Origin of the sequence: Mycobacterium heidelbergense, assembly GCF_010730745.1 — a bacterium.
GTDB classification, from domain to species: domain Bacteria; phylum Actinomycetota; class Actinomycetes; order Mycobacteriales; family Mycobacteriaceae; genus Mycobacterium; species Mycobacterium heidelbergense.
Genome location: NZ_AP022615.1, coordinates 2,652,334 through 2,677,932, shown reverse-complemented (window position 1 = coordinate 2,677,932; position 25,599 = coordinate 2,652,334). Strand labels below are relative to the sequence as shown.

Here is a 25,599-nt window from a genome sequence, read left to right as displayed (position 1 = left end):
ATGACTTCGCGACCTCTTGAGCTTGCGCTTGAGGCGAGCTTCGAACGGCTTTCCGCTGCGGTGCCGGCCAACATCGGTCTCTCGATCGCCCGTCCGGACCGGACGTTTTCGCTGGGCGGGTGGTCGTCCGGTGTCGCCTGGTCGACGATCAAGGTGCCCCTGGCGATAGCGGCCTTGCGTCACGATCGGCGACGCGCTCAGGATTTGATCGTCAAGGCCATCACCGAATCCGACAACGGCGCGTCCGAGCGGTTGTGGTCGCTACTGGGCGAGCCGGCGGACGCGGCCCGGCAGGTACAGGGCATCATCTCCGAAGGCGGAGACAGCGCAACGGTGGTCGAATCGCGTCGACTTCGGCGTGGCTTCACCGCCTTTGGCCAAACGCGGTGGGCCTTGCGACGGCAGGCGGAATTTGCAGCGCGGCTACCGTACGTCGATGACGCGGCGGACGTCATCGACCTGATGCGCCGCCTCACGCCCGGCCAGCGATGGGGACTGGCCGCCAATGGTTTTGCCGCAAAGGGCGGTTGGGGACCGGGGGAAGATGGTGAGTACCTGGTCCGGCAATTCGGGATCCTGCCCACACCGTCGGGGCAGTGGGGCGTGGCACTGGCGGCCGAAGCCCACGATGGAGTGTTCGAAACGGGAACCGCGGCCGTCAACACGCTGACGGACTGGCTCGTCAGCCGGCTTCCCGGGTTAGCCCGTTATTGACGGCACGACGGCGTCGATCAGGTGCGGTCCGGGTTCGGCGAACGCCGCGCGCAACGCGTCGGCGAGCTCCTCGACGGTGGTGGCGCGGCGGGCCGAAACCCCCATGCCCTCGGCGATCTTGACGAAATCCATTGTGGGACGCGATAAATCGAGTAGGCCGAGCGCCTTGGGCCCGGGCGTGGACCCGGCGCCGACGCGGGCCAGCTCGACCCGCAAGATGTCGTAGGCGCCGTTGTCGTAGAGCACGGTGGTCACGTTGAGGTTCTCGCGCGCCTGGGTCCACAATCCCGAAATCGTGTACATCGCCGACCCGTCGGATTCCAGGCACAGCACCGGACGGTCGGGGGCGGCGAGCGCGGCGCCCACCGCGGCCGGAATGCCGTAGCCGATCGCGCCGCCGGTCAGCGTCAGCCAATCGTGGGCGGGCGCGCCGGCGGTGGCCTGCGCGAGCAACAGGCCGGACGTGTTCGACTCGTCGACGACGATCGCCCGTTCGGGCATCAGCGCCCCGATCACGTCGGCCGCCGACGCGGACGTCAGGGCGCCCGTCGGCAGCCGCGGGCGCGACGCGGACACCACCGGTGCGACCGTCCCGGGCGCCACCTCGTCGGCCAGCGCGGCGAGCGCCGCCGCCGCGCCGCCGTGCTCGGCGAGCGGGTGCACCTCGCAGCCGGCCGGCACCAGGTCGCTGGGCATGCCCGGGTAGGCGAAGAACGACACCGGCGACTTGGCGCCGGCCAGCACCAGGTGCTTGGCGCCGTTGAGCTGGGCCGCGGCGCCCTCGGCGAAGTAGGCGAGCCGCTCGACGGCGGGGACGCCCGCGCCGCGCTCCAGCCGGGTCGGGAACGTCTCGCACAGCAACCGGGCCCCCGTCGCCTGGGCGATCCGCGCGGCCGCGGCCAGGCCCGGCGCGCGGGTGGCGTCCCCGCCCACCAGGATCACCGTGGGTTCCCCCGAGCGCAGCACCTCGAGCACCTCCGGCGCCAGCAGCGGGTCGGCGCCCGCCGGATGCGCGGGCGGCGTGGCGGCGGGTTGCGCCCCGCCGGACCAGGACACGTCGGCGGGCAGGATCAGGGTCGCGATCTGCGAGCCGGTCCGGCTGGCGGCGATCGCCTCGGCGGCGTCGGAGGCGACGTCGGCGCTGTGTTGGCTGCGGCGCAGCCATCCCGAGACGGTTCCGGCCAGCGCGTCGATGTCGGATTCCAGTGGGGCGTCGTACTTTTTGTGATAGGTGGCGTGGTCGCCGACGATGACGACCATCGGCACCCGGGCGCGCCGCGCGTTGTGCAGGTTGGCCAGGCCGTTCCCCAATCCCGGGCCCAGGTGCAGCAGCACCGCGGCCGGCCGGCCGGCGATGCGGGCGTAGCCGTCGGCCGCGCCGGTGGCCACGCCCTCGAAAAGGGCTAGCACGCCGCGCATTTGCGGGACGGTGTCCAGCGCGGACACGAAGTGCATCTCCGAGGTGCCGGGGTTGGCGAAGCACACGTCGACGCCGCCGTCGACCAGGGTGTTGATCAGGGCCTGAGCGCCGTTCACGTGATCCCCTCCAGTCCGAAGACGCGCTCGGCGTTGCCGCGCAAAAAGTCTCGGCGGCCCCCGTCGCTGAGCCCGAGTTCGCCCAACCCCGCCGGGGCGTGGATCATCCGCACGTCGATCGTCATCGCGATTCGACTTTAGACCTCGCCTGAAATCAGGCGACCAGCATGCCGCCGGGTGCGGGTCAGGTCGTCACGTGGCTCGCATGCACGTCGTCGGCCGGGCGCGCCTCGGTTTGTTCCTTGGCCCAGCGGTAGTCGGGCTTGCCCGCAGGCGAACGCTTTACCTCGTCGACCAGCCAAAGGCTGCGTGGCACTTTGTATCCCGCGATCTCGGTACGCACGAAGCTGTCCAGCTCCGCCAGCGACGGGCGGCAGCCCGGCCGGGCCTGCACGACGGCGGCCACGTGCTGGCCGTACCGCGGATCGGGCACACCGACCACCAGAGCGTCGAAGACGTCGGGATGGCCCTTCAGCGCGGCCTCGACCTCCTCGGGGTAGATCTTCTCGCCGCCGCTGTTGATCGACACCGAGCCGCGGCCCAGCATGGTGACCGAGCCGTCCTCCTCGACCAGGGCCCAGTCACCCGGTATGGCGTAGCGCACACCGTTGATGGTCCTAAACGTTTCGGCCGTCTTCTTCTCGTCCTTGTAGTAACCGACCGGGATGTTGCCCTTCTTGGCGATGAAGCCGCGTACGCCGGAACCGGGCTTCACCTCGTTGCCGTCCTCGTCGAGCACGACGGTGCGGTGGTCGATGGTCACGCGTGGGCCGCCGCTGTGTGGCGCACCCGCGGCGACGATGCTGGTGCCGCCGAACCCGGTCTCCGAGGAGCCGATCGAGTCGGTGATGACGCGGTTGGGCAGCAGCTCCAGTAGCTTCTCCTTGATGCTCGGCGAGAACAGCGCCGCGGTGCTGGCGAGCAGGAACAGCGACGACAGGTCGTAATCGTTGTTCTTGTTCAGCGCGTCGAGCAACGGTCGGGCCATGGCGTCGCCGGTGAAGAACAGCAGGTTCACCTTGTGGTCATGGATGGCGCGCCAGACCTCGTCCGCATTGAATTCCGGTGCGAGAACGGTGGTTTGGCCCGAGAAGATCGACATCCAGGTGGCCGACTGGGTGGCGCCGTGGATCATCGGCGGGATCGGGTAGTGGATCATCGGCGGGTTGGCGGCGGCGGCCTTGGCCAAGTCGTACTCGTCCTTGACGAATTCGCCTGTGGCGAAGTCGGTTCCGCCGAAGAGCACCCGGTAGATGTCCTCGTGGCGCCACATCACGCCCTTCGGGAAACCGGTGGTGCCACCGGTGTAGAGCAGGTAGATGTCGTCGCCGCTGCGTTCACCGAAGTCACGCTCGGGTGAGCTGTCGGCGATCGCCGAGTAGAACTCGACGCCGCCGTAGCGCTGAAAAGCGTTGTCCGGAAGATCCGAGCCGTCGTCGACGACGAGAATCGTCTTGACGTTGGGGGTGTCCGGCAGGACGTTGGCGACCCGATCCGAGTACTGGCGCTCGTGCACCAGCGCGACCATGTCGGAGTTGTCGAACAGGTAGCGCAGCTCGCCCTCGACGTAGCGATAGTTGACGTTCACCAGGATGGCGCCCGCCTTGACGATGCCCAGCATCGCGATGACGATCTCGATGCGGTTGCGGCAGTACAGTCCGACCTTGTCGTCCTTCTTGACGCCCTGATCGATCAGGTAGTGGGCGAGGCGGTTGGCCTTCTCCTCCAGTTCGGCGTAAGTCAGCTTGTCGTCGCCGCAGATCAGGGCAACACGGTCAGGCACAGCGTCGATGGCGTGCTCGGCGAGGTCGGCGATATTCAGGGCCACGGCCACCAAATTAGAACGTGTTACATTTCTTGACAAGCTCGCCCCCAACGTCGACCGAAAGGCGGTAGCCGTGACCGAGGCTGCAGCAAACGAACAAACGGGACCCGACGCCCTGGTGGAGCAGCGGGGTCACACCCTGATCGTCACCTTGAACCGGCCGCACGCCCGCAACGCTCTGAGCACCGAAATGATGGAAATCATGGTGCAGGCGTGGGACCGCGTCGACAACGACGACGACATCCGGTGCTGCATCCTCACCGGGGCCGGTGGCTACTTCTGCGCCGGTATGGACCTCAAAGCGGCGACCAAGAAGCCACCGGGCGAGTCGTTCAAGGACGGCAGCTACGACCCGTCACGGATCGACGCTTTGCTGAAGGGTCGCCGGCTGACCAAACCGCTGATCGCGGCCGTCGAGGGACCCGCAATCGCCGGCGGCACCGAGATCCTGCAGGGCACCGACATCCGGGTCGCCGGCGAGAGCGCCAAATTCGGCATCTCGGAGGCCAAGTGGAGCCTGTACCCGATGGGCGGTTCGGCCGTGCGGCTGGTGCGGCAGATCCCCTACACGGTGGCGTGCGACCTGCTGCTGACCGGCCGGCACATCACCGCCGCCGAGGCCAAGGAGATCGGCCTGATCGGCTATCTGGTGCCCGACGGCCAGGCGCTGACCAAGGCGCTGGAGATCGCGGAGATCATCGAGAACAACGGGCCTTTGGCCGTGCAGGCCATCCTGCGGGCGATCCGCGAGACCGAGGGCCTGCACGAGAACGAGGCCTTCAAGATCGACACCCAGATCGGCATCAAGGTGTTCCTGTCCGATGACGCCAAGGAAGGCCCGCGCGCGTTCGCCGAGAAACGCAAGCCCAACTTCCAGAACCGCTAACGCCGCTTCGCCGAACGTGCTCTGAGGGCGGGTTTTTCGCCAAATTTGCGCCCTGACTTCACGCTCGGCGCGGCTGTCGGTGGCCCGAGGCACACTGCCCGCGTGGGAGAGGCGTTCATCGGAAGCGAAGCCATCAAATCGGGCACCCTGACGCGACACCAGCTGCGCAGCCGGTATGTCGCGCTCCATCCCGACGTGTACGTCCCTCCCGAGACAAACCTCACTGCGGCGATGCGCGCCCGCGCCGCCTGGCTGTGGTCGCGGCGGCGCGGGGTCGTTGCGGGGCACTCCGCGTCGGCGCTGCACGGCGCCAAGTGGGTCGACGATCGGGCGCCGGCGCAGTTGCTGTACGAACACCGTCGTCCCCCGACCGGCATCCACACCTGGTCGGACACCATCGCGGACGACGAGATCCAGCTGATCGGCGAGGTGCCCGCGACGACCCCGGCCCGTACCGCGTTCGACCTCGCCTGTCGCAATCCCGTGGGCAAAACCGTCGCCGCTATCGATGCCCTGGCTCGAGCAACCAGACTGAAGGTCGCCGACGCCGAACTGATCGCCGACCGCTACAAAGGCCACCGAAACATCAGGCGGGCGAGACGCGCGTTGGCGCTCGTTGATGCCGGCGCGGAGTCTCCCCGCGAGACCTGGCTGCGTCTGCTGGTCATCGAGGCCGGTTACCCGCCGCCGCAGACCCAGATACCGGTCTACGGCGAATACGGAGAGCTCGTCGCCGTGGTCGACATGGGTTGGGAGGAAAAGAAAATCGCGCTCGAGTACGAGGGTGTCCATCACTGGACCAATCCCGAGCAATTTCGCAAGGATGTCGCGCGTTTCGAAGCGCTATCCGAACTTGGTTGGATCACCATCCGGGTCACGGCCGGAAACACGCGGGGCGGTATCCTGGGAAGGCTGGCGGCGGCGTGGGCCCGCCGAACGTGAAGTCACGGTGAGATTTTCGGCGATTTCTCGCCCTGAGAACACGCTCGGCGAGGCGGCGGGGTCGGGGTGCAAGCGGCGAGGCGGCGGGGTCGGGGTGGAAGCGACGAAGCGGCGGGGCTCGGCGCGGAAGCTACGAGAGCGGCGCGGTCGGCGTGAACACCACCGGCATCGATTCCAGGCCGCTGACGAAGTTCGCCGGCCGCAGCGGCAGCGCCGCGTCGTCAGAGGCCAACCGCAGGTCGGGCAGCCGTTTCAGCACCCGACCCGTCATCAGCGACAGCTCCAAGCGCGCCAGCTGATTGCCCAGGCAGAAATGGGTGCCGAACCCGAATGCCAAGTGACTGTTGGGATTTCGCCGGATATCAAACTTGTCCGGCTGGTCGAATACCGCTTCATCGAAGTTCGCGGACTCGAAGAGCAGCATGATCTTCTCGTCCTTGTGCAGCGCGGTGCCGTGAAACTCGGTGTCGGCGGTCAAGATCCGGCACATGTTCTTCACCGGCGCTGTCCACCGCAGCATCTCCTCGATGGCGCCCGGCAGCAACGAAGGGTCGCGCTGCAGCAGCTCCCACTGGTCGCGGTTGCGCAACAGCTGTTCGGTGCCGCCGCTCAGCGTGTGCCGAGTGGTCTCGTCGCCGCCGATGAGGATGAGCAGCGTTTCCATGACGAGTTCGTCGTCGGTGAGCCGTTCCCCGTCGACTTCGGAGCTCACCAGCACGCTGACCAAGTCGTCGGTGGGCTCTTCGCGGCGTGCGGCGATGGTGGCCCGGGTGAATTCGTTGTAGGCCGCGAACGCATCCATGGTGACCTGGAAATCGTCTTCGGACACATGCGAACTCAAGAACGTCACCAGGTCGTCTGACCACTTGAGGAACATGCCGCGCTGCTCCGGACGCACCCCGAGCATGTCGCCGATGACGGCCATCGGCAGCGGCGCGGCCAGGTCACGGACGAAGTCGCATTCGCCGCGCTCACATACGGCGTCGATCAGCGCGTCGCACAAGGCCTCGATCGAGGCCTCTTTGTCCTTGACTCGCTTGCGGGTGAAGCCGGCGTTGACCAGCTTGCGCCGCAACAGATGTGCCGGGTCGTCCATATCGATCATCATCGGCATGGCGGGCTGGTCGGGCCTGATGCCGCCGGCGTTGGAGAACAGCTCGGGCTGCCGTTCGGCGTCGATGACGGCCTGGTACGTCGACGCCGCCGCCAACCCGTTGCGGTCCCGAAAGACCGGCTGATTGGCCCGCATCCACCGATACGCCTCACGCGCCTCGCGGCTGCCGTAGAACGTGCCGTCGGTCAGGTCGACATCTGGTGTGGTGATCGAGGTCATGGGATCTCCTGGGCGTCGCCGAATGACATGTGTACGTTGTCGACAGAGCTGGACAGCATCGCGCGCTTCGGAAGGCCCAGCGCCGCCAACTCTTTCGCGTAGGGGTGATCGCCGAGCCGGACGCGCACCCCGCCGAATCGGGTGCGCACACCGCTGAGCGTGTGTTCGAAGGAGGTCTCGCGCGTGACGCCGTCGCGGTGCGAGTAGGTGCGCTGCGCTTGGCGGCGCGGGGTTAGCCGAATCGGCAGACCACGGCGGAATTCCATGCCCACCACCAGTTGCCCGTCGACGCTGACGTCAAAACCGAACTGACGACCCTCTCGAATGATGAAGTCCGCCATCACTTTCGGGTAGCCCCAGATCTTGGTTCCCGCCTCCAGCGTGAACGGCTGATCGACGGGAAGGTGGTGAATGAAGGCGCCGGCCGACTGCAGGGCACGCGGTCCGTTTGCCGTCGAGCCGGGTGGGTTGACCATCACGCTGGTGCCGAATTCGTAGTACTGGCCCAGGTCGCCGTCGATGTAGTGCATCAACATCAGGACCACGATCGCGCGCCCGGGCAAATAACGGCAGACCCGCAGGCCGCTGTAGTCGATCAGCCGCTGCGCGGCGTCGGCGTCGACCGAGAACATCGCCATGTGCTGATTTGCCTTGCGGATCTGGACCGGCATCGTGATTACCGTGCCGGCGATGGTGTGCTGCGATGCTGTCATCGGGCCAATCTAGGACGCGTTCTATTCGTTCGGCAATATCCGGCTAAACCAGTGTCGCGAGCTCGCGGATCTGCTCGGCATTGCGGCCGTTCACGACCATCATCGTGACGCCCGCGGCCTCCCAGACCTTGACTTGCTTACGCACGTAGTCCGCGTCGCCGACAATGGCGGCGTCGTCGACGAGCTCATCGGGGATGATCTCGGCGGCCTTGTCTTTTTGGTTGCTGCGGAACAGCTTGGTCACGTCGTCGACGACCTCTGAGTACCCCATCCGGCGGTAGACGTCGGCGTGGAAGTTGGTGTCCTCGGCGCCCATGCCGCCCATGTACAGCGAGAGATAGGGCTTCATGGCCGCGAAGGCGGCGGCGCGGTCGGCGGTGATGACGATGGTGGCCGTCGCGCAGATCTCGAAGTCCTCGCGGCCGCGGCGCGCGCCGGGGCGGGCGAACCCCTCGTCGAGCCATTCGTTGTACATGTCGGCCAGCCGCGGGGTGTAGAAAATCGGCAGCCAGCCGTCACAGATCTCGGCGGCCAGCGCGACGTTCTTCGGCCCCTCGGCGCCCAGCATGACCGGGATGTCGGCGCGCAGCGGATGGGTGATGGGCTTGAGCGCCTTGCCCAGGCCGGTCACCGGTCGCCCGCCCCCCTCCCTCAGCGGCAGCGGGTAGTGGGGGCCGTCGCTGGTCACCGGCTTTTCCCGGGCCCACACCTGCCGGAGGATGTCGATGTACTCGCGGGTGCGGGCCAGCGGCTTGGGGAACGGCTGCCCGTACCAGCCCTCGACCACCTGCGGGCCGGACACGCCCAGCCCGAGGATGTGCCGCCCGCCGGACAGGTGGTCGAGCGTCAGCGCGGCCATCGCGCACGCCGTCGGGGTGCGCGCGGACAGCTGGACCACCGAGGTGCCCAGCCGCACCCGGTGCGTCGACGATCCCCACCAGGCGAGCGGTGTGTAGGCGTCGGACCCCCACGCCTCGGCGGTGAAGACGGCATCGAATCCGGCGTCCTCGGCCGCGGCCACGAGCTCCCCGGCGTTCTCCGGCGGCTGTGCGCCCCAATAGCCCAGTTGCAGCCCCAGCTTCATAGTGTCCGCCTTTCGCCCACCCGATGTTGAATCCGTTCTTAGAACCTGTTCTACTCGAAGGCGTGACAGCCAGTTCGAGCAGCCCGACCCTGATCGATCACCCTGAGCCACCGCTTTCCGCGCCGCTGACGTTGTCCTTCGACTACACCCGTTCGGTGGGCCCCACGCTGAGCGAGTTCTTCACCGCGCTGTGTGACCGCCGCATCCTGGGGGTGCGCGGATCGGATGGCCGGGTGCACGTGCCGCCGGCGGAATATGACCCGGTTACCTATGAGCCGCTGGGCGAGATGGTACCGGTATCCAGTGTCGGCACCGTCGCGTCCTGGACATGGCAGGCCGAGCCGCTGGAAGGCCAGCCGCTGGACCGGCCGTTCGCCTGGGCGCTGATCAAGCTCGACGGCGCCGACACCGCCCTGATGCACGCCGTGGACGTGGGCGAACCCGCGGCCATCCGGACCGGGGCGCGGGTGCACGCACACTGGGCCGACGAGACCGTGGGCGCGATCACCGACATCGCCTACTTCAAGCTGGGTGACCTGGAAGATCGAGCCGAACCGGTCCCGGAGCAGCCCGAGGGCGACCGGGAACCGGTCAAAATGATCGTCACGCCGATCGAGCTGACGATCCAGCACACCGCCTCGCACGAGGAAAGCGCCTACCTGCGCGCCATCGCCGAGGGGAAGCTGTTGGGCGCGCGAACCGGGAAAACAGGAAAGGTCTACTTCCCGCCGCACGGGGCCGATCCCGCCACCGGCCAGCCGACCACCGAGTTCGTCGAACTGCCCGACAAGGGCACGGTGACGACGTTCGCGATCATCAACATCCCGTTCCAGGGCCAGCGCATCAAACCGCCCTACGTGGCGGCCTATGTGCTGCTCGACGGCGCCGACATTCCGTTCCTGCACCTGGTCGCCGACATCGACGCGCACGACGTGCGGATGGGCATGCGCGTCGAGGCGGTGTGGAAGCCCCGCGAGGAGTGGGGATTTGGCATCGACAACATCGAGTACTTCCGGCCCACCGGGGAACCCGACGCCGACTACGACACCTACAAGCACCACCTGTAAAGGGCTTATCTATCAATGAGCGAACGCAGCGTCGCGGTTGTCGGCTTTGCCCACGCACCGCATGTCCGCCGCACCGACGGCACCACCAACGGCGTCGAAATGTTGATGCCGTGCTTCGCCCAGCTCTACGGCGAGCTGGGCATCACCCAGACCGACATCGGCTTCTGGTGTTCGGGTTCGTCGGATTACCTTGCCGGACGGGCGTTTTCGTTCATCTCGGCGATCGACTCCATCGGTGCCGTTCCGCCGATCAACGAATCGCACGTCGAGATGGACGGGGCCTGGGCACTCTACGAGGCCTACATCAAAATCCTGGCCGGCGAGGTCGACACCGCGCTGGTCTACGGCTTCGGCAAGTCCTCGGCGGGCAACCTGCGTCGCATCCTGTCGCGCCAGACCGATCCCTACACGGTCGCGCCGCTGTGGCCGGACTCGGTGTCGATGGCCGGACTGCAGGCCCGCATCGGGCTCGACAACGGCAAGTGGAACGAAGCGCAAATGGCGCGTGTGGCGCTCGACTCCTTCTCGCACGCCAAGCGGGTGGACTCCGAACAGCCCGCGATCAGCATCGATGAACTGCTCGAGCGGCCGTTCTTCGCCGACCCGCTGCGCCGCCACGACATCGCGCCGATCACCGATGGCGCCGCCGCGGTCGTGCTCGCGGCCGGTGACCGCGCCCGCGAGTTGCGGGAAAACCCGGCCTGGATCACCGGAATCGAGCACCGCATCGAGTCTCCGGCCCTGGGCCTGCGCAACCTCATCGAATCGCCGTCGACCAAGGCGGCGGCCCGGGCGGCCACCGGCGGAAACACCCGCAACCTGGATGTGGCCGAGATTCATGCGCCCTTCACTCACCAGCACCTGATCCTCGCGGAAGCGATAAACATCCCGGGGAAGACAAAAGTCAATCCCTCCGGCGGCGCGCTGGCGGCCAACCCCATGTTCGTCGCCGGCCTCGAGCGCATCGGCTTTGCCGCGCAACACATCTGGAACGGTTCGGCCGGCCGGGTGCTGGCGCATGCCACCAGCGGGCCTGCCCTGCAACAGAACCTGGTCGCGGTCATGGAAGGGAAGAACTGATGGCCGGTGCAGGGGCACACCTCGCCGCGGTGCTCGGTACCGGGCAGACCAAGTATGTCGCCAAGCGCCAAGACGTTTCGATGAACGGCCTGGTGCGCGAGGCCATCGACCGGGCGCTGGCCGACTCCGGTTCCACCTTCGACGACATCGACGCCATCGTGGTCGGCAAGGCGCCCGACTTCTTCGAGGGCGTCATGATGCCGGAGCTGTTCATGGCCGATGCCATGGGAGCCACCGGCAAGCCGCTGATCCGGGTGCACACCGCGGGTTCGGTCGGTGGGTCCACCGGGGTGGTGGCCGCCAGCCTGGTGCAGTCCGGAAAATATCGGCGCGTGCTGGCGATGGCGTGGGAGAAGCAGTCGGAATCGAATGCCATGTGGGCGTTGTCGATTCCGATCCCGTTCATCAAGCCCGTGGGCGCCGGCGCCGGCGGCTATTTCGCCCCGCACGTGCGGGCCTACATCCGCCGCTCGGGCGCGCCGATGAACATCGGCGCCATGGTCGCCGTCAAGGATCGGCTCAACGGCAGCCGCAACCCGCTGGCGCACCTGCACCAGCCCGACATCACGCTGGAGAAGGTGATGTCCTCGCCCATGCTGTGGGACCCGATCCGCTACGACGAGACGTGCCCGTCCTCCGATGGCGCCTGCGCCGTCGTGATCGGCAACGAGGAGATCGCCGACGCCCGGCTGGCCGACGGGCATCCGGTGGCGTGGATCCATGCCACCGCGTTGCGCACCGAGCCGCTGGCGTTCGCCGGACGCGACCAGGTCAGCCCGCAGGCCGGTCGCGACGCGGCCGCCGCGCTGTGGAAGGCGGCCGGCATCACCAGCCCGATCGACGAGATCGACGCGGCCGAAATCTACGTGCCGTTCTCCTGGTTCGAGCCAATGTGGTTGGAAAACCTCGGGTTTGCCCCCGAGGGCGAGGGCTGGAAACTCACCGAGGCCGGCGAGACCAAGATCGGCGGGCGGCTCCCGGTAAACGCGTCGGGCGGGGTGCTGTCGTCGAACCCGATCGGCGCCTCGGGCCTGATTCGCTTCGCCGAGGCCGCGATCCAGGTGATGGGCAAGGGCGGCGACCACCAGGTGCCCGGGGCGCGAAAGGCCTTGGGGCACGCCTACGGCGGCGGCTCGCAGTACTACTCGATGTGGGTGGTCGGGGCCGACAAGCCCGACGCGAAGGCCAACGCATGACTGAGAACCTCAAGCATCCCGCCCACGAGGCGGGCCGCCGATCCCGCGAGGCGGTCATGGCCCGGGACAAGGAGGCGTGGCTGGCGGTGTTCGCCGACGACGCCGTCGTCGAAGACCCCATCGGCCCATCGGTTTTCGACCCCGAGGGCAAGGGGCACCGGGGGCGCGCCGCGATCTCGGCCTTCTGGGACAAGGCCATCGCCAACACCACCAGGATCGAGTTCTTCTTCCGCGACACCTACCAGTGCGGCAACGAGGAAGCCAACGTCGGGCACATCCTCATCACGACGGGCGATCATCAGATCACGGCGGAAGGCGTGTTCACCTACAAGGCCAACGACGAAGGCCAGATGGTGGCGCTACGCGCGTACTGGGAGATGGACCGCGCGGCCGCGACCGTCCGAAAGGTCTAGCCGAGCCGATCGCCGATCACCGTCGCGGCTCCCACGAATCCTCAATCGGCTCTAGCCCGGCCACATGCCGCTGCGCCAGGTCGCGGTAGGCCTGCGGATTGAGGTTGACCCACATTTCCGCACCCGTTCCGGCGATCGGGCCCTTCACCTGCGCCGGCGCCCCGAGCGCCAGCACCCCCGCCGGAATCTGGGTGCCGGCCACCACCAGCGAATGGGCGGCAACCAGGCTGCGCGCGCCGATCACCGCGCCATCGAGCACGGTGGCGTGGTTGGCGATCAGCGCCTCGGGTCCGACGTGAGCACCGTGGATGACGCACACGTGCGCCACCGTCGCGCCCGGGCCGATGTCGACGGGGATTCCCGGCGGCGCGTGCAGCACCGACCCGTCCTGGACATTGGCGCCTTCCCGCACCACGATCGGCCCGTAGTCGCCGCGCAGCACGGCGTTGAACCAGACTGACGCCCCCGCCTCCACGGTGACGTCGCCGATCAGGGTCGCCGTCGGGGCCACAAACGCGGTGGGATCGATCCGTGGCGACCGGCCCTCGAAAGCAAACAGCGGCATCGTCTAGATATACCCCAGTGTGAATATCGCCACGGATAACGCAGCCATACCCAGCGTCATTGCGCCAGCCAGTCGGAAAACTGTAACGTGTTCTAGTTAGAGACGAGTTGGAGGTGACAGGTGAGTACCGACACCAGCACGGTCGGGATCCGGGAAATCGATTCCGGCACCTTGCCGACCAGGTACGCCCGCGGCTGGCACTGCCTAGGCGTCGCAAAGGACTTCCAGGACGGAAAGCCGCACGCGGTGCAGGCGTTCGGCACCAAGCTGGTCGTCTTCGCCGACTCGCGCGGGGACCTGAAGGTGCTCGACGGCTACTGCCGGCACATGGGCGGCGACCTGTCGGAGGGCACCATCAAGGGCGACGAGGTCGCCTGCCCGTTCCACGACTGGCGCTGGGGCGGCGACGGACGCTGCAAGCTGGTGCCGTATGCCAAGCGCACCCCCAAGACGGCGCGCACCCGGTCGTGGACCACCGACGTGCGCGGCGGCCTGCTGTTCGTCTGGCACGACCACGAAGGCAATCCGCCGGATCCCGCGGTCAGGATTCCCGAGATTCCCGAAGCCCACAGTGACGAATGGACCGAGTGGCGGTGGAACCGCATCCTCATCGAAGGGTCCAACTGCCGCGACATCATCGACAACGTCACCGATATGGCGCACTTCTTCTACATCCACTTCGGGTTGCCGACGTACTTCAAGAACGTCTTCGAGGGCCACATCGCCTCGCAGTACCTGCACAACGTGGGGCGGCCCGACGTGGACGATCTGGGGACCTCGTACGGCGAAGCGCACCTCGATTCGGAGGCGTCCTATTTCGGGCCGTCGTTCATGATCAACTGGCTGCACAACAGCTACGGCGACTACAAGGCCGAGTCGATCCTGATCAACTGCCATTACCCGGTGACGCAGAACTCGTTCGTGTTGCAGTGGGGTGTCGTCGTCGAAAAGCCCAAGGGCATGGACGAAGAGATGACCGACAAGCTGTCGCGGGTGTTCACCGAGGGCGTCAGCAAGGGCTTCCTGCAGGACGTCGAGATCTGGAACCACAAGACCCGAATCGACAATCCACTGCTGGTCGAGGAGGACGGCGCCGTCTACCAGCTGCGTCGCTGGTACGAGCAGTTCTATGTCGACGTAGCCGACGTCAAGCCGGAAATGGTGGAGCGCTTCGAGGTCGAGGTGGACACCACGCGCGCCAACGAGTATTGGAATGCCCAGGTCCAAGAGAACCTGAAGGCAAGGGAACTCGAATCCGATCTCGAACGCGGCGAGGTACCCGCCGAACAACACTAGGACCATGACCGACGATCAACCAGCGGTGCCCGACGTCGATCGCCTGGTCCGCTCGATGCTGTTGCTGCACGGTGATTATCACGATCACGACGAGCGACCCACCGGGACCGACGGCGGCGGTGACTCCTGGTCGAAGTCAAGGGATTTCGCCAACGACCCGCTACGCGCCGCCGCGGTCGCCGAGGCCTCGCGCGCCGATCGTGAGCGCTACCTCACGTCCGGGCTGCGTCCGGTGGATTGCCGGTTTTGCCACGTCACGGTTGCGGTCAAGAGGCTGGGACCGGGTTACACCGCGGTGCAATGGAATACCGAAGCGGCCCAGCGTTGCGCGTACTTCACCGAAGTCCGTGAGTCGGGCGGGGATACCGCACGCGCGCGCGCCTGCCCGAAACTGGGCGACAGCATCGAACACGCGGCCGCGGAGGGCTACCTGGATTCGATGCCGGGCGACGACTGATCACAGCCCGGCGAACCGCTCCTTGACAGCTTCGACGGTGAGCCCGTAGTCGGCCAGCGAGTACGTATGCTTGGGCGCGCGCTCACCGGATTGGCTTTCGGCGTGGCTCTTTTCCATGGCAACCCGCGCCTCGTCGGTCAGCGTCAGGCCGAAGTGCCGGTAGATGTCGGCCACCGTGCCCATCGGGTCGGCGATCAGGTCGCGGTAGTCGACGTCGTAGAACTGAGCGGAATCGTATTTGGCGCGTGCGGCGTTGAACCGCTCCAAGCCGCGCGACCAGGTTTCCATTGCGTCGGCGCCGATTTGGGCGCCGACGAACGTCGTCGACCAACCGTCGGCGGTGTGCTGCGCCAGCGAGCACATCGACGCCATGATCGTCTCGACCGGACGGTGGGTCTGGATCACCAGCGCGTCGGGATAGGTCGCCATCAAGGCGTCCAGCGCGAAGAGGTGGCTGGGATTCTTCAACACCCACCGCTTGTCGGCGTCGTTGAGCCCGATCAGCTGAAGGTTTCTGCGGTGCCGCCGATACGACGGCGTCCAGTCCTGCTGCGACAACCACTTCGAGTAGCCGGGTAGGTGCGCCAGGGTTTCGTAGGAGACCGAATGCAGCGACTGCCGCAACAGCTGCCAGCATTCCTCCAGCTCGTATGCCGCCATGAAGTGCAGGCCGGTATAGCCGGGATTTTCCTGGTGGTGCTGGGTGAATTGCGCGTCGAGCTGGCGATACAGCGGGTTGGATTCCCAGGTCTCGCGGGGCGGGCGTGGCTGCGGGAACTCGGCCAGCCACATGTGCAGACCCTGGTGTGCGGGGTCGGCGCCGAGCAGCCGGTGCAGCGCCGTCGTGCCGGTGCGCACCAGCCCGGTGACGAAGATCGGGCGTTCGATGGCGACGTCGGCGTGCTGCGGGTATTGCTTCCATGCGGATTCGGACAGCAGCCGGGCCACCAGCGCGCCGCGCAGGAAGAACCGATTCATCTTGCTGCCCAACACCGTGAGGCCCGCCTCCCGGCGGTATGAGCTCAGCAGCGTCTCCAGCGCCTCGAGGTAGTTGTCGTCGTTACCGCCGAAGTCGTCGAGCCCGACCAGCTTGGTCGCCGCGGCGTGCAGTTCTTCGACGGTGCCGACGTCGGTGCGGTCACCTCCCATCTCGCCATCTCCTCCTCATCGCTTCGCTCTGCATCGTCGACGACGGCATCAGGTGTGGTACTCCCCGCAGTTGACGTCCAGGGTCTGCCCGGTGATGCCACTGGACAAGTCGCCGGCCAGGAAGAGGATCGCCGAGGCCACCTCGTCCTCGGTGGGCAGCCGCTTGAGGTCGGAGTTCGCCGCGGTGGCCGCATAGATCTGGTCCACCGTGGTGCCGTACTTGCCGGCCTGGTGTTCGAAGTAGGACTGCAGCGTATCGCCCCAGATGTATCCGGGCGCAACGGAGTTGACGCGGATCCCCTTCTCGCCGAGTTCGGTGGCCAGCGACTGTGACATGGCGAGCAGGGCCGACTTGGCCATCTTGTACGCGCCGTACTTGGCCTGCGAGTGCCGCAGCACCATGGAGTTGACGTTGACGATGGACCCCGACGACTCCTCCAGCGCGGGCGTGAAAGCCTGGATGAGGCGCAACGCCCCCAGCGCGCTGAGCTCGATGGCGTCGCGGATGTGCTGAAAGCTCGTGCCGGCCAACGGCTTCATCGACGGCACCCGGAACGCGTTGTTGATCAGCACGTCGACCTTGCCGTAGGCCGCCATGGTGGTTTCGACGAGGTAGCCCACCTCCTCGTCGTCGGTGATGTCGGCGCGAACCGCCAGGGCCTTATGGCCGGTGTCGTTGATCTGCTTGGCGACGGCCTCCAGCCGTTCGACCGTGCGTGCCGCCAGCACCAGGTCGGCGCCGTCACGCGCGCATCGGTGCGCCAACGTGGTGCCGAGCCCCGGCCCGACGCCACTGATGACGACTACCTTTCGGTTGAGCATCCCTGACATCGTCACCCCAGCATCCTGGCCGCAATTTGTTGTTGGCGCAACGCGATTCGCGCCCGCCACTGGTCCTCGGAGATCTTATTATGCTCGAAATACGGCAGCGCGCCCGGTACCGCGTCGAAGTCGACGAGCTCGACGGTGGGGCCGTCGGCGTCGGTCAGCTCACGAGACACCCGCTGCCAGCGAAACTGCAAATAGCCACGCCGATGGCCGAGCGTTTCAACCCAATTGGTGACTCCGGGATTCTGGTCGGCCACCACGATGCGCACCTTGCCGTCCGGATCCGCTTGAGCCTGGGTGTTGTTCAGCGAGGTCTGGTGATTGATGTAGTCCAGCGAGATATACCACATGCTGCCCAATTGAAAACCGAGATAGGGGGCATCGGAGACCGGGATCGTAATCACCAGGGCCTGGTCGGCACCCAGATCGAAATGCCCGACCGAAGAGTACTGGGTCGCCAGGCCGCCGGGGGTCAGTCTGGGCGCAACCATGGTGTTGACCGGGATGTTGAGGTAGAACCACTGGGGGAACCGCAGCCACGTCCTTACCCGGTTCACCAGTTGCTTACCGGCTGTGGCGTAACGCTTTTCGATCGTCTGGCGGCTCAGCGGCGGCGGTGCGGTGCCCGCGGTGTCCAGCCTGGAGATGGTCACCGTGCCGCGCCGCGCCGCCCAGTCGGCGTATACCTCGCGAATCACCAATTGCCCGGGGCTGGTCGGTCGCACCCGCCACTCGAAGGTGCCGTCGGCGGCGATCTCGAGCTCGCGATCGTCGAAGGCGGCCTGGCTGGCGGGCACGTTGTCGTCGGTGTACTCACCGCCGAGCAGCTGGAAGCTCAGGTCCGTGGTGGTGCCGCGCCTGCCGGTGACGACGTAATCGCGGTCGGCCTGCACGCGGGCGCCGAAGTAGAGGGTGTCGGGGTTGTCCAGGCCCATCTTGGTGAATGGCCCCGTGCCCGACTGCAGGAACGGGTGGTCACGCTCGTGGTCGAAGGCCAGATGGATGCAGCCCGAGATGCAACCGGCGAGGTACTGCAGTCCTTCGAGCAGGTCGGCCTCGGTCGCTATGTGTGGAGCGGCGGCCACCAGCTTCTCGGCCTCGGCGATCGCGTCGGTAAGGGGGTCAGAAACGGGATGAGAGGGCACGCACTCGACGCTAGAACGTGTTCTCATTTTGAGTCAATGGCGAACATTCGCGCGCGTCGTTCGCGACGTTGGCACACGACGCCCGCTCACCGGCGGGCGGCGTCAGGCGTGGATGCCTACGACGTGCACTTGTTGGCCAAGTCGATCAGGTGCTGCCGCACGTCGGGATGCCTGTTGAGGTAGTCCAGCACGTTGTTGGAGCCCCCTTCCGCCTGAGATTTGGCGGTCAGCTCCTGCTTAACGTCGGGATGCTTGTCCAGGTACGACTGCAGGGTTTGGGACGTCGTTTGGCCGACGGTCGTGTTGCACTGTTGCGGGGGATCGGCGTTGGCCGCCGGCAGCGCGAGCATCACGGCGGCGGTCACGCCCAGCAGGCCGCCGGTGACCAGGCCGTACGCTCCACGCCGCAGCGGGCTGGAAATCACGGTCATGGGGCCGAGGTTACCCGCGTTGGCCCGAACCAACACGCGCTGGCCGGGGCGGTCCGCCCTTACGAAATTTGCTTGATCTGCGCTTCGGACTCCGACGCATCCGCCGGTGAGGTTTCCGAAACCGCGGGGCCCGTCGGCGGTGTGGGCAGGGCCAGCCTCTCGCCCGAACCCCGGGTTCTCGCCGGTGCGCGTTCGGCTGGCGACGTTGTCGCCGCCGGTCCTGCCGAAGCCGGTGTCGTGGACAGCGGTGTGGCCGCCGTTGGGGTTGGCGTCTCCTGCGTTTCCTCGGCCTGTGCTCCCGTTGTTTCCGCCGCCGGCGTGGCAGTGGCCGGGGTTTTCGCTGGTGAAGCCGCGGTGGGTGACGCCGCCGGTGAGGATCCGGAGGATCCCAACGATCCCATTGTCGCCGCGGCCATGGGCACCGCGGCCATGCCGCCGGCTCCCGCGAGGCCCGGGGTCGCGCCGCCAAGGCTGCCGCCAGCGGTGGTTCCGAAATCGGCGTGGGAATCGCCGACGTTGGCGCCGCCGACGTAATCGTCGCCCACGCCCGCCGGAGAAGCGACGTTAGCGCTTCCGCCGCTCACGTTGACGCCACCCGGGTTTGCGCTGCCCTGAGGGGTGGCGCCGCCGCTGCCGGCACCGACGCCGCCGGTGCTTCCGCCCGCCGCGTTCGAGTTGCCGGAGATACCGGAGATATTGCCCACGCCCGGCAGGCTGGGCACGATCGGCAAGCTGGCCTGCCCCGCCGTCAATTGCGCGGCGGCCGCCGAGGCCCCACCGTGATAACCCACCATCGCCGACACGTCCTGGGCCCACATCTGCTCGTAGTAGGACTCGGTCGCCGCGATCGCCGGCCAGTTCTGCCCGAACAGGTTGGACATCACCAGCTGCACCAGGTCGTTGCGATTGGCCTCTACCTGCAGCGGGTGCACCGTCGCCGCCAGCGCGGATTCGAAGGCACTGACGACCGCCTCGGCTTGAGCCGCCGCCCCGGACGCCTGAGACGCCGCCGCGCTCAACCACCCGGCGTACGGGGCGGCCGCGGCGGCCATCGCCGTCGCCGCCGCACCCTGCCATGCCTGCCCCGCCAAGGTCGACGTCACCGACGCAAACGACTCGGCCGCGGACGCCAACTCTGCGGCCAGCCCATTCCACGCCGTCGCGGCCTCGATCATCGGAGCCGAACCGGCACCCGCGTACATCAGCAGCGAATTGATCTCCGGCGGCAACGTCAAAAAGCTCATCGGTCCCCTCGCGGCCGAGCTAAGCCCGACGGAGGGTCACCGCCCTCCGCCGGATTCATAACGCTTTTAAGAATAATGCAGCGGCGCTCGGATCGACCACGCAGCCGGGCGAGGGGCCGGCCGCGCAGCGCCGGCGTCGTTAGTGCGTTACCGCGGCGCCGCTGGCTTGCTCGCGCTTGATTTCCAGGGCGATGTCGATGAGCTGGTCTTCCTGACCACCGATGAGCTTGCGCTGGCCGGCCCGGTGCAGCAGCTCGTGGGCCGGCACGCCGTAGCGCTCGCCCTGGCGCACCGCGTGCTTGAGGAAGCTGGAGTAAACCCCGGAGTAGCCCATGATCAGGGCGTTGCGGTCGAGCACGCATTCGGCCGGCATGGCCGGGCGCACCACGTCCTCGGCGGCGTCGGCGATGTCGAAGAAATCGATCCCGGTCTTCACGCCGATCTTGTCGAACACACCGATCAGGGCCTCGACGGGCGCGTTACCCGCACCGGCCCCGAAGCGGCGGCAGGAGCCGTCGATCTGCTTGGCGCCGGCGCGGACGGCCTCCACCGAGTTGGCCACCCCGAGGCCGAGGTTTTCGTGCCCGTGAAAACCAACCTGAGCGTCGTCACCGAGTTCGGCGACCAGCGCCGCCACCCGGTCGCGCACCCCTTCGAGGACCAGCGCCCCGGCGGAGTCGACCACGTAGACGCACTGGCAGCCGGCGTCGGCCATGATGCGGGCCTGGGCCGCGAGCTTCTCCGGCGGGATGGTGTGGGCCATCATCAAAAACCCGACCGTCTCCAGGCCGAGCTCGCGGGCCAGCCCGAAGTGCTGGATGGACACGTCGGCCTCGGTGCAGTGGGTGGCAATCCGGCAGATCGAGCCGCCGTTGTTCTGGGCCTCCTTGATGTCCTCCTTGGTGCCCACCCCGGGCAGCATCAGGAAGGCGATCTTGGCCTCCTTGGCGGTCTCCGCCGCGAGCTTGATCAGCTCCTGCTCGGGGGTCTTGGAGAACCCGTAGTTGAAGCTCGAGCCGCCCAGCCCGTCGCCGTGCGTCACCTCGATCACAGGGACGCCCGCGGCGTCCAACGCCGCCACGATGGCGCCGACCTCGTCGTTGGTGAACTGGTGACGCTTGTGGTGGGACCCGTCGCGCAGGGACGTGTCGGTCATCCGGACGTCCCAGATCGGGTTGAAGAAGACGTCGGTACTCATCGGCGCCACTCCTCCTCATCGCTTCGCTCTGCATCGTCGATGGCGCGGCTCATCGCGTACCTCCTGCGACCGACAGTGTTTCCTTGGCGATCTCCTCGCCGACCTTGGTGGCCGCCGCGGTCATGATGTCGAGGTTTCCCGCATACGGGGGCAGGTAATCGCCGGCCCCCTCGACCTCGATGAACGTGGTGACCAGGGCCTGGCCGCCGGAGTTGATCGACGGCTCGTCGAACTGCGGCTCGTTGAGCAGCCGGTATCCGGGCACATAGGTCTGCACCTCGGCCACCACGTCGTGGATGGATTTGGCGATCGCCTCGCGGTCGGCGTCCTCGGGGATGGCGCAGAAGATGGTGTCGCGCATGATCATCGGCGGGTCGGCCGGGTTCAGGATGATGATCGCCTTGCCACGCGCGGCCCCGCCGATGGTCGCGACGCCGTTGCTGGTGGTCTTGGTGAACTCGTCGATGTTGGCCCTGGTGCCCGGGCCGGCGGACACCGACGCCACCGACGCCACGATCTCGGCGTAGGGCACTTCCACCACCCGCGAGACCGCATACACGATCGGGATGGTCGCCTGTCCCCCGCAGGTGATCATGTTGACGTTCGGCGCATCCAGGTGCTCGCGCAGGTTCGCCGGCGGAATGACCGCCGGGCCTACCGCGGCCGGCGTCAGGTCGATGGCCCGGATCCCCGCGGCCGCGTACTTGGGCGCCGCGTCCCTGTGCACGTAGGCGCTGGTCGCCTCGAACACCAGGTCGGGCTTCTCGGGCTGCGCCAGCAGCCAGTCGACCCCTTCGTGGGTGGTCTCCAGACCGAGCTTGCGGGCCCGCGCCAGGCCCTCGCTTTGCGGGTCGATCCCCACCATCCAGCGAGGCTCCAGCCAGTCCGATCGCAGAAGTTTGTACAGCAGGTCGGTGCTGATGTTTCCCGACCCGACAATGGCCACACTCGCCTTGGACGGCATGATGCTCCCTATTCGGATATTTGGATCAATTCAAAACTAATCCGACACCTATTCGAACGACAACCGGACGGAACCCAGCCCCGTGAAGTCGGCGACGAACTGGTCACCGGCGCGGGCATCGATCGCCCGCGTGCACGATCCGGGAAGCACGACGTCACCCTTGCGGAGCCGCACCCCGAAGCTTTCCACCTTGCGAGCCAACCACGCCACCGCGGTCACCGGATTACCCAGCACCGCATCGCTGCGGCCCTCGGCGACCACCTCACCGTTGCGGGTCAGCACCGCGTCGATCGCCTTGACGTCGAGGTCCGCCGGCGACACCCGGGCGTCACCGAGGACGAAGCCCGCCGACGAGGCGTTGTCGGCGATGGTGTCGCACAACTGGATCTTCCAGTCGGTGATCCGGGTGTCGATCAGCTCGATGGACGGGGCCAGGGCCGCGGTGGCCGCCAGCACATCGTCCTCGGTGCAGTCGGCTCCCGGCAGGTCCGCGGCCAGGATGAAACCGACTTCGACCTCGACCCGCGGATACAGATAGCGGCCCGCCTTGACCGGGGTGTCTTCGAACACCTGCATCTCGTCGAGCAGATGCCCGTAGTCCGGTTCGTCGACCCCCATCATCTGCTGCATCGCCAGCGACGACAGGCCCACTTTGTGCCCCAGCACCCTGGCCCCTTCGGCCACCCGCTGACGGATGTTGATCAGCTGGATCTCGTAGGCGTCGACGACGTCAATATCGGGGTAGGCGGACGTCAGCGGGGCGATCGGCTCCCGGCTCCGCTCCGCCTGCGCCAGGTCGGCGGCCAGCTCGTCGCGGATCGCAACACTGAGCATTTCCCGGAAGTCCCCTTGTCGTGAAGTTATCGGTGTGACCGGGCCGGTAGCGCCCAGCCCTGGCAATTCTATAACGTGTTCTATATGACAGCGCAGGAGTACGACGTCGTCGTGGTCGGGAGCGGCGGAGCCGGCATGGTGGCTGCCTTAACCGCCGGGCACCGGGGTCTATCGACAGTAGTCATCGAGAAGGCCCCGCATTTCGGCGGCTCCACCGCGCGGTCGGGCGGCGGCGTCTGGATTCCGAACAACGAGGTGCTCGAGCGCGACGGCGTGCGCGACACCCCGGAGGCGGCCCGCACCTACCTGCACGGCATCATCGGCGACGTCGTCGAGCCGGAGCGCATCGACGTCTACCTCGGCCGCGGGCCCGAGATGCTGTCGTTCGTGCTCAAGCACACGCCGTTGAAGATGTGCTGGGTGCCGCGCTACGCCGACTACTACCCCGAGGCGCCGGGCGGCCGCGCCGGCGGCCGGTCGATCGAGCCCAAGCCGTTCAACGCGCGCAAGCTCGGTGCCGACGAGGCCGGGCTGGAGCCGGCTTACGGCAAGGTGCCGCTCAACGTGGTTGTCATGCAACAGGATTACGTGCGCCTTAACCAACTGAAGAGGCATCCGCGGGGCGTGCTGCGCAGCCTGAGGGTGGGCGCGCGCACGATGTGGGCCAAGGCGAGCGGCAAGAACCTGGTGGGCATGGGGCGGGCGCTGATCGGGCCGTTGCGGATCGGGTTGCAGCGGGCCGGCGTGCCGGTCGTGCTCAACACCGCGCTCACCGACCTCTACGTCGAGGACGGCGCGGTGCGCGGAGTCTACGTCCGCGACGCCACTGAGTCGGAATCGGCTGAGCCGCGGTTGATCCGGGCCCGGCGCGGTGTGATCCTGGCCTGCGGCGGGTTCGAGCACAACGAACAGATGCGGGTGAAGTACCAGCGTGCGCCCATCACCACCGAGTGGACCGTCGGCGCCAAGGCCAACACCGGCGACGGCATCGTCGCTGGCGAAAAGCTCGGCGCCGCATTGGATCTGATGGAGGACGCCTGGTGGGGGCCGACGGTGCCGCTGGTGGGCGCGCCCTGGTTCGCGCTGTCGGAGCGCAACTCGCCGGGGTCGATCATCGTGAACATGTCCGGCAAGCGGTTCATGAACGAGTCGATGCCCTACGTCGAAGCCTGCCACCACATGTACGGCGGGGAATACGGCCAGGGGCCCGGTCCGGGCGAGAACATTCCCGCGTGGCTGGTGTTCGACCAGCGGTACCGGGACCGCTACATCTTCGCGGGATTGAATCCCGGACAACGCATTCCGAGCAAGTGGCTGGATTCCGGCGTGATCATCCGGGCGGACACCCTGGATCAACTGGCCGAGAAGGCCGGGCTTCCGGTCGGCGAATTCGTGGCCACCGTGCGGCGATTCAACGGCTTCGCGCGATCGGGCGTCGACGAGGACTACCACCGCGGGGAAAGCGCCTATGACCGCTACTACGGCGACCCCACCAACAAGCCCAATCCCAACCTTGGCGAGGTCAGCCACGCGCCCTACTACGCCGCCAGGATGGTGCCCGGCGACCTCGGGACCAAGGGTGGCATCCGCACCGATGTGCACGGCCGCGCGCTACGCGACGACGGCAGCATCATCGAAGGGCTTTACGCCGCAGGCAATGTCAGCGCACCGGTGATGGGGCACACCTACCCGGGTCCGGGCGGCACGATCGGGCCGGCGATGACATTCGGCTACCTCGCCGCCCTGCACATCGCGGGAGAACGCTGACATGCCGATCGATGTGGAAGTCGCGCTGGGCGCCGAGCTGGATCCGATCGAATTCTCTTGGGAGAGCAGCGATATCCAGCTCTACCACCTTGGGCTGGGCGCCGGCGCGGATCCGATGGATCCGCGCGAGCTGCGCTACCTGGCCGACGACACCCCGCAGGTGCTGCCGACGTTCGGCAATGTCGCCGCCAGCTTCCACATGACCACACCGCCGACGGTGCAGTTTCCCGGGATCGACATCGAGCTGGCTAAGGTGTTGCACGCGTCTGAGCGCGTGGAAGTGCCGGCGCCGCTGCCGCCTTCGGGCTCCGCCAAGGCCGTCACCCGGTTCACCGACATCTGGGACAAGGGCAAGGCCGCGGTGATCTGGAGCGAGACGACGGTCAGCGCCCCGGACGGCACCCTGCTGTGGACGCAGAAGCGGTCGATCTTCGCCCGCGGCGAAGGCGGCTTCGGCGGGTCCCGCGGGCCGTCCACGTCGGACACGGCGCCGGACCGCGCGCCCGATCTGGAGGTCGAGGTCCCGATTCTGCCGCAGCAGGCGCTGCTGTACCGGCTCTGCGGTGACCGCAACCCGCTGCACTCCGATCCCGACTTTGCCGCCGCGGCAGGCTTTCCCATGCCCATTCTGCACGGGCTGTGCACCTACGGCATGACCTGCAAGGCGATCACCGACGCGCTGCTGGATGGCGATGCCGGTGCGGTAGCCGCGTATGGCGCACGCTTCGCCGGTGTGGCCTTTCCCGGCGAGACGCTCAAGGTCGGCATCTGGAAGGACTCGACGTCTTCCCAAGGCCGGTTCTTGGCCAGCGTTGTCGCGCCTTCGCGCGACAACGCCGTGGTGCTCAGCGGCGTCGAGCTCGTCCCGGTCTAGAGGGCATCGCCGGCCTCTTTTGCGCCGGCCTCTTTGCGCCTCGCCCGCCTCCTTTGCG

Annotated in this window: 24 protein-coding genes and 2 pseudogenes; 11 read left to right on the top strand and 15 right to left on the bottom strand. The window is 67.2% G+C overall.

All coding sequences use genetic code 11. The annotated features are described in order from the left end of the window. Positions 1-714, top strand: a complete 714-nt coding sequence (locus G6N25_RS12580) for a serine hydrolase (RefSeq protein ID WP_083072346.1) — start codon at positions 1-3, stop codon at positions 712-714. Here G6N25_RS12580 and G6N25_RS12575 read toward each other — a convergent pair. The 3 genes and pseudogenes from G6N25_RS12575 to G6N25_RS12565 all read right to left on the bottom strand — a co-directional run bounded on the left by G6N25_RS12575 (position 700) and on the right by G6N25_RS12565 (position 4,084). Further along, entirely contained in the window at positions 700-2,250 is a 1,551-nt protein-coding gene (locus G6N25_RS12575; RefSeq protein WP_083072347.1) for an acetolactate synthase large subunit, read from the bottom strand. The two genes, G6N25_RS12580 and G6N25_RS12575, sit on opposite strands and share 15 nt — an antisense overlap. Continuing rightward, positions 2,247-2,351, bottom strand: a pseudogene (locus G6N25_RS12570) (amidohydrolase family protein); the annotation flags it as partial. The gene G6N25_RS12575 and the pseudogene G6N25_RS12570, both read right to left, overlap by 4 nt. 83 nt (positions 2,352-2,434) lie before the next feature. Continuing rightward, a complete protein-coding gene (locus G6N25_RS12565; protein ID WP_083072348.1) occupies positions 2,435-4,084 on the bottom strand; it encodes an acyl-CoA synthetase in 1,650 nt (549 codons plus the stop codon). Positions 4,085-4,148: 64 nt separating this feature from the next. Here G6N25_RS12565 and G6N25_RS12560 point away from each other — a divergent pair, with 64 nt between their 5' ends. Together G6N25_RS12560 and G6N25_RS12555 are read left to right on the top strand one after the other, a co-directional pair. Next, on the top strand, positions 4,149-4,961 hold the full coding sequence (locus G6N25_RS12560) for a crotonase/enoyl-CoA hydratase family protein (RefSeq protein WP_083072349.1): 813 nt from the start codon (positions 4,149-4,151) through the stop codon (positions 4,959-4,961). 102 nt (positions 4,962-5,063) lie between these two features. Then, positions 5,064-5,903, top strand: a complete 840-nt coding sequence (locus G6N25_RS12555) for a hypothetical protein (protein ID WP_083072350.1) — start codon at positions 5,064-5,066, stop codon at positions 5,901-5,903. Positions 5,904-6,033: 130 nt separating this feature from the next. On the opposite strand, the gene G6N25_RS12550 is transcribed toward G6N25_RS12555, so the two are convergent. Genes G6N25_RS12550 through G6N25_RS12540 form a run of 3 tightly spaced genes read right to left on the bottom strand, consistent with a single transcriptional unit; the run spans position 6,034 to position 9,033 of the window. Next, positions 6,034-7,236, bottom strand: a complete 1,203-nt coding sequence (locus G6N25_RS12550; RefSeq protein WP_083072351.1) for a cytochrome P450 — start codon at positions 7,234-7,236, stop codon at positions 6,034-6,036. Continuing rightward, positions 7,233-7,949 (bottom strand): acetoacetate decarboxylase family protein, encoded by a 717-nt coding sequence (locus G6N25_RS12545; protein WP_083072352.1) that lies wholly within the window; start codon positions 7,947-7,949, stop codon positions 7,233-7,235. The genes G6N25_RS12550 and G6N25_RS12545 overlap by 4 nt, the downstream gene beginning before the upstream one ends. 43 nt (positions 7,950-7,992) lie before the next feature. Then, positions 7,993-9,033 (bottom strand): LLM class F420-dependent oxidoreductase, encoded by a 1,041-nt coding sequence (locus tag G6N25_RS12540; protein WP_083072353.1) that lies wholly within the window; start codon positions 9,031-9,033, stop codon positions 7,993-7,995. 62 nt (positions 9,034-9,095) lie between these two features. Between G6N25_RS12540 and G6N25_RS12535 the strand changes: the two genes are divergently transcribed. The 4 genes from G6N25_RS12535 to G6N25_RS12520 are packed head-to-tail and all read left to right on the top strand — an operon-like array spanning position 9,096 to position 12,789. Next, on the top strand, positions 9,096-10,100 hold the full coding sequence (locus G6N25_RS12535; RefSeq protein WP_083072354.1) for a Zn-ribbon domain-containing OB-fold protein: 1,005 nt from the start codon (positions 9,096-9,098) through the stop codon (positions 10,098-10,100). Positions 10,101-10,115: 15 nt separating this feature from the next. Continuing rightward, the gene (locus G6N25_RS12530; RefSeq protein WP_083072355.1) at positions 10,116-11,180 is read left to right on the top strand and encodes a thiolase domain-containing protein; all 1,065 of its coding nucleotides are present in this window, start codon (positions 10,116-10,118) and stop codon (positions 11,178-11,180) included. Then, on the top strand, positions 11,180-12,376 hold the full coding sequence (locus G6N25_RS12525) for a thiolase domain-containing protein (RefSeq protein ID WP_083072356.1): 1,197 nt from the start codon (positions 11,180-11,182) through the stop codon (positions 12,374-12,376). The genes G6N25_RS12530 and G6N25_RS12525 overlap by 1 nt, the downstream gene beginning before the upstream one ends. Further along, on the top strand, positions 12,373-12,789 hold the full coding sequence (locus G6N25_RS12520) for a nuclear transport factor 2 family protein (RefSeq protein ID WP_083072357.1): 417 nt from the start codon (positions 12,373-12,375) through the stop codon (positions 12,787-12,789). Before G6N25_RS12525 ends, G6N25_RS12520 begins: the two co-directional genes overlap by 4 nt. Before the next feature lie 16 nt (positions 12,790-12,805). Here G6N25_RS12520 and G6N25_RS12515 read toward each other — a convergent pair whose 3' ends face one another. Next, positions 12,806-13,354, bottom strand: a complete 549-nt coding sequence (locus G6N25_RS12515; RefSeq protein WP_083072358.1) for a gamma carbonic anhydrase family protein — start codon at positions 13,352-13,354, stop codon at positions 12,806-12,808. Between the two features lie 120 nt (positions 13,355-13,474). Here G6N25_RS12515 and G6N25_RS12510 point away from each other — a divergent pair, with 120 nt between their 5' ends. Both G6N25_RS12510 and G6N25_RS12505 read left to right on the top strand, forming a co-directional pair. Then, complete coding sequence (locus G6N25_RS12510; RefSeq protein ID WP_083072359.1) at positions 13,475-14,650, top strand: Rieske 2Fe-2S domain-containing protein; 1,176 nt, start codon at positions 13,475-13,477, stop codon at positions 14,648-14,650. 4 nt (positions 14,651-14,654) lie between these two features. After that, positions 14,655-15,107 carry a hypothetical protein gene (locus G6N25_RS12505; RefSeq protein WP_083072360.1) on the top strand — a complete coding sequence of 151 codons (453 nt, stop codon included), beginning with the start codon at positions 14,655-14,657 and terminating at the stop codon, positions 15,105-15,107. Here the strand turns inward: G6N25_RS12505 and G6N25_RS12500 are convergent, their stop codons facing one another. The 8 genes and pseudogenes from G6N25_RS12500 to G6N25_RS12465 all read right to left on the bottom strand — a co-directional run bounded on the left by G6N25_RS12500 (position 15,108) and on the right by G6N25_RS12465 (position 22,900). Continuing rightward, positions 15,108-16,256 (bottom strand): sulfotransferase family protein, encoded by a 1,149-nt coding sequence (locus tag G6N25_RS12500; protein ID WP_083072361.1) that lies wholly within the window; start codon positions 16,254-16,256, stop codon positions 15,108-15,110. Positions 16,257-16,304: 48 nt separating this feature from the next. Beyond that, positions 16,305-17,087 (bottom strand): SDR family oxidoreductase, encoded by a 783-nt coding sequence (locus G6N25_RS12495; RefSeq protein WP_083072362.1) that lies wholly within the window; start codon positions 17,085-17,087, stop codon positions 16,305-16,307. A gap of 2 nt (positions 17,088-17,089) precedes the next feature. Continuing rightward, positions 17,090-18,229: a hypothetical protein gene (locus G6N25_RS12490; protein WP_232065783.1), complete on the bottom strand. Its 1,140-nt coding sequence runs from the start codon at positions 18,227-18,229 to the stop codon at positions 17,090-17,092. A 116-nt stretch (positions 18,230-18,345) separates the two neighbouring features. Continuing rightward, positions 18,346-18,660 carry a heme-binding protein gene (locus G6N25_RS12485; protein ID WP_083072389.1) on the bottom strand — a complete coding sequence of 105 codons (315 nt, stop codon included), beginning with the start codon at positions 18,658-18,660 and terminating at the stop codon, positions 18,346-18,348. A gap of 449 nt (positions 18,661-19,109) precedes the next feature. Continuing rightward, positions 19,110-19,904 (bottom strand): annotated as a pseudogene (locus G6N25_RS12480) (PPE family protein); the annotation flags it as partial. Positions 19,905-20,043: 139 nt separating this feature from the next. Beyond that, on the bottom strand, positions 20,044-21,102 hold the full coding sequence (gene dmpG, locus G6N25_RS12475) for a 4-hydroxy-2-oxovalerate aldolase (RefSeq protein ID WP_083072390.1): 1,059 nt from the start codon (positions 21,100-21,102) through the stop codon (positions 20,044-20,046). A 49-nt stretch (positions 21,103-21,151) separates the two neighbouring features. Next, on the bottom strand, positions 21,152-22,066 hold the full coding sequence (locus tag G6N25_RS12470; protein ID WP_083072365.1) for an acetaldehyde dehydrogenase (acetylating): 915 nt from the start codon (positions 22,064-22,066) through the stop codon (positions 21,152-21,154). 48 nt (positions 22,067-22,114) lie between these two features. Next, positions 22,115-22,900, bottom strand: coding sequence for a 2-keto-4-pentenoate hydratase (locus G6N25_RS12465; RefSeq protein ID WP_083072366.1), 786 nt, complete (start codon positions 22,898-22,900; stop codon positions 22,115-22,117). 84 nt (positions 22,901-22,984) lie between these two features. Here G6N25_RS12465 and kstD point away from each other — a divergent pair, with 84 nt between their 5' ends. Further along, on the top strand, positions 22,985-24,667 hold the full coding sequence (gene kstD, locus G6N25_RS12460; RefSeq protein ID WP_083072367.1) for a 3-oxosteroid 1-dehydrogenase: 1,683 nt from the start codon (positions 22,985-22,987) through the stop codon (positions 24,665-24,667). Between the two features lies 1 nt (position 24,668). Next, positions 24,669-25,541, top strand: a complete 873-nt coding sequence (locus G6N25_RS12455) for a MaoC/PaaZ C-terminal domain-containing protein (protein ID WP_163672441.1) — start codon at positions 24,669-24,671, stop codon at positions 25,539-25,541. The last annotated feature ends 58 nt before the right edge of the window (positions 25,542-25,599 follow it).